Annotated in this window: 3 protein-coding genes and 1 pseudogene; all 4 read left to right on the forward strand. The window is 48.9% G+C overall.

Annotation, left to right across the window (positions count from 1 at the left end; translation table 11 throughout):
• The first annotated feature begins 770 nt into the window (after nucleotides 1–770).
• Nucleotides 771–1,130 (forward strand): IS66 family insertion sequence element accessory protein TnpB, encoded by a 360-nt coding sequence (gene tnpB / locus D8V06_RS10390; RefSeq protein WP_241667805.1) that lies wholly within the window; start codon nucleotides 771–773, stop codon nucleotides 1,128–1,130.
• An 18-nt stretch (nucleotides 1,131–1,148) separates the two neighbouring features.
• A complete protein-coding gene (locus D8V06_RS31010; protein ID WP_277751169.1) occupies nucleotides 1,149–1,985 on the forward strand; it encodes a transposase in 837 nt (278 codons plus the stop codon).
• A pseudogene (locus D8V06_RS31015) lies at nucleotides 1,951–2,472 on the forward strand (IS66 family transposase); the annotation flags it as partial. The gene D8V06_RS31010 and the pseudogene D8V06_RS31015, both read left to right, overlap by 35 nt.
• An 84-nt stretch (nucleotides 2,473–2,556) precedes the next feature.
• On the forward strand, nucleotides 2,557–2,694 hold the full coding sequence (locus tag D8V06_RS30830; protein WP_241667806.1) for a transposase domain-containing protein: 138 nt from the start codon (nucleotides 2,557–2,559) through the stop codon (nucleotides 2,692–2,694).
• Nucleotides 2,695–4,033: the final 1,339 nt, after the last annotated feature.

Raw genomic sequence — 4,033 nt, forward strand, 5'->3', positions numbered from 1 at the left:
GAGCTGCATGCAAAATAAGTGAAACATTTTTCTTATAGATACTGAAAGACAGCGTAACCTGACGTTTTACCTCACCCAAAAATCTCGGCGCGTGAGCTGCCTAACACTCATAACTGGTAACTGAATAGGATGCTAAAAGCTTCGAACGACACGTTTAACTTTTTTCGGGATGCGCCCTCGTCGAAACAACCACCAAAAATACAAAATATAACAACCATAAAAGCGACAGAAATTTAAATATCACTAACTAAAGCGTGCACTCATATATCTACCTTTCGTTAAACCGTGACCATTAGCCTTCTCAAAAAATCACAGATCAAGCGAACATCAGGTAAAAATGTACAGCATCAGGGATATAGTTTTTATCATCAAATCTAATTTCATTAACAAAATGCCTCACCAGCTTGCTTGGACTGTCACCCTGTTTCGAGCTTTAGAAGCATTCCGCCAATGAAATCGATAAAACCGCTTGTAACGCCTATGGCACACGACTATAAAGACGATGTAAATAGCAACTTCCAGAAACAATTAAATCTTTTTAAAAGAACTCTCCTGGATAGCTCCAGCCCAACTGCCGAGATATTATTAGATCACTGACAAAAAGTCAATGGCCGCTATTAGCGCACTACGAAACCTTTTTTTGATTGGCGCCACCTGATACATACTCCTTTGCTGCCAAAACTATTGTAAGCGATCCATAAACCCCACATTCAAAGCGCTTAGCTGATACCAGATGCTGTGCTCCCGATTCCCTCAGGAGCCAGTTCGCCATGATGCGACCCGACCTCAAAGTCGAAAAAGTCTATCTTTACCCTAAGCCCGTGGACTTCAGAAAGTCCATTGATGGCCTCGCTGCTCTGGTCGAACTGGACATAAAAGTGGCGGTGTTCGATCCCGTGCTCTTCGTTTTCCTCAACAAGCCCCGTAACCGCGTGAAGATTTTGTACTGGGAGCGTAACGGCTTCTGCCTCTGGCTTAAGCGCTTGGAGTCCGAGCGATTCAAAACAACGCCTGATCTCTGCGATGAAGTGATCGTTCTGACCGTCCAGGAACTGAACTGGCTGCTCGACGGTTTTGACCTGTGGCGCAACCGTCCTCAACAGGTTTTGACTCCACGTTACGTAGCCTGACCCGGTATAATCCGGGCCATGATTTCTCTGCCCGACGATCTTCCTGATGACCCCGTTTTGCTCAAGCAGATGCTACTTGAGGCACTCAATCGCCAGGAAGAAGTTGCCCAGGCTTATCAAGCGCACATCGTCGACCTGAAAGGACAGATCAAGCTGTTGCGCGACCGCTTGTTCGGGCGTAAGTCCGAGCAGACGGCAAAGCCCAACACGCCGCAACTTGCACTGTTCAATGAGCCTGAAAGCGAGCCGATGCCATTGATCGGTGATGCTGAAGAAGAAGTCGTTTCCCCGGTGCCGCGCCGAGGAAAACGTAAGGCATTGTCGGCTGAGCTGCCGCGTGTCGAGGTCATCCACGAACTGCCCGAGCACGAACTGACCTGTGCCTGCGGTTGCCGCAAGCACGTGATCAACGAAGAAATCAGCGAACAGCTGGATATCGTGCCGATGCAGATCCGTGTCATCAAACACATACGCAAGGTTTACGGTTGCCGTGGCTGCGAAACGGCACCGGTCACCGCCGACAAACCGGCTCAACTGATCGAAAAGAGCATGGCCAGCCCAAGCGTTCTGGCCATGTTGCTGACCACCAAGTACGTCGATGGCTTGCCGCTGCATCGTTTCGAGACGGTGTTAAGTCGACACGGTATCGATATACCAAGGCAAACACTGGCGCGCTGGGTGATGCAGTGCAGCGAACACTTTCAGCCACTGCTCAACTTAATGCGCGACCGATTACTGGAAAGCCCGGTGATCCACTGCGATGGAAACCCGTGTTCAAGTATTGAAAGAGCCAGGTCGAGACCCGACCAGCCAATCCTGGATGTGGGTACAAGCCAGCGGCCCGCCAGATCGTAAGGTCGTGTTGTTCGACTACACGTCCAGCCGTGTGCAGGAGGTTCCGTTGCGTCTGCTGGAAAATTATCGCGGCTATGTGATGACCGATGATTACGCGGGGTATAACGCCTTGGCGTTGCAACCGGGGGTTGAACGGCTGGCCTGCATGGCCCATGCGCGCCGCAAGTTTGTCGAGGCTCAGAAAGTGCAGCCGAAGGGTAGACGGGACGTGCCGATATCGCGTTAACAATGATCAACAAGCTGTATGGCATCGAGCGCGAGCTCAAGGACAGTGATGATGAACAGCGTTTAATCGGCCGTCAGCAAAAAGAGCGTACCGATCCTGGCTCAGTTGAAAAGCTGGTTGGAGAAAACGCAGCCCCAAGTCACGCCACAAAGTGTGCTGGGTAAGGCCATTAATTATCTGGCCGGCAACTGGGGCCGGCTGGAGCGTTATGTAGAAGCCGGTTTTTTACCTATCGACAACAATGCGGCCGAAAGGGCGATAAAACCGTTCGTTATCGGTCGTAAGGCGTGGCTGTTCAGCGACACGCCCAAAGGCGCTACCTCCAGTGCTCAGATCTACAGCCTGGTGGAGACCGCCAAGGTCAACGGGCAAGAGCCTTATACGTGGCTACGCCACGTACTGGAGCAGATACCACACGCGCAGTCGGTGGCGGACTATGAAGCGCTGCTGCCGTGGAACTGCTCGCCAGAGATACTCCGTTAAACCTGAATCCTATCGCGGGGTGAAGGATCGTACCCTAACAAGACTGCGAGGTCCTTTGTTGTATCGCCAAATCCACCTTACACGTAATAGATTCGGGACGTTTTTTGGGCCTTCAACCCCCTGTAAAAACAGAAAGTCCTACCCCCGATACAAAAAACGTCCTACCCCTGATACAAGGCCAAAATGGCTCAGATGAGCACAGTCAGGGCAGATTTCTGCATTTATGTGGCATATAAGTGGCTTATAAATGGCATTTCAATTGTATTTCTATGGCATTTATATGCCATAGAAATAGCCGGTTTTTTGTGCCCCCTGAAATATTCGGTCTTGGCATTTATGTGCCACTGAAATAGCAAAAATGTGGCATTTTTGTGCCACTAAAATGGCTAAATTTTGGGTTTCTTATGCCGGCGAAATAGAAAGTTTACTGTTTATGTGCCACATCGCTGCGGGATGCGGTGTTCATGGATCGCATACAAACTATTCACACGGCCATTTTATTTGAAAATAGATGCTGACTTAGCAGTACAACGAGCTCATTGAGGACGATTAAAAAAGAAATTGGCAAGTAAAGGAGTTACGCTGAGCAAGTGCTGAAGCACATTCTAGGCAACCTGCTGCTTTGAGCGCTACGGAAAAGCGATATCCATTCAGATAATGTGCACGCCAGGGGGCCGCGCAACTCCTTCTAAATTCACGTGCCGTACCATTATCGGGATCATGGTAAACGATTGCCTTAAATTTTGGTGTGAGGACGGAGCAAATACAGCAGCATCGTGCAATCACAATTGAACGCTATGGGTTTAAACCAACCCGACAGCGTTATGAACATCGAAAATGGCATAGCATCAGCCTGAGATTATCAGGCGCGCACTTAACTACTTGAACAGTGAATTTCAAGCACACTTTCAAATTTCTTAGTAGCGAATTCAGGTGTAGTAAGCGGGCTCATTAGGACGACTTCACAATAAATTACCGCCACTCTTTCACCCCATTAAAAACATAGGAGTATATGTTTACGAGCCACAAAAACACACTCCATCGTGATCCGCGGAAAGGATACTTTTTATTGTCACCAATTAAAGCATAACACTTTCCTTAAGGGACGGTAGGCGCATTAGAAACATTCAGCAAGGTCAAGCTAGAATGGGTGCCCGAGAGCACCCTGCATTTTTGAATGCAAAATCAACCACGGATAAAAATCACTCTAAACTACTCGATGCGCCTGATGATATCTCCGCAAAAAAGATCAACATTGCCGTCTTCGGGCGCTGAGCGCAGTACGATCGAATAATGCTCCGATAGCAAATCCGACAAACCGAATGGCGCACTTCTGTCA

The organism is Pseudomonas sp. Sample_24 (assembly GCF_004307605.1).
Taxonomy (GTDB): Bacteria; Pseudomonadota; Gammaproteobacteria; order Pseudomonadales; family Pseudomonadaceae; genus Aquipseudomonas.

Bases quoted from the DNA above. Each gene is read 5' to 3' on its own strand.
- tnpB (WP_241667805.1), top strand. From the start codon at position 771: ATGATGCGACCCGACCTCAAAGTCGAAAAAGTCTATCTTTACCCTAAG.
- D8V06_RS31010 (WP_277751169.1), top strand. From the start codon at position 1,149: ATGATTTCTCTGCCCGACGATCTTCCTGATGACCCCGTTTTGCTCAAG.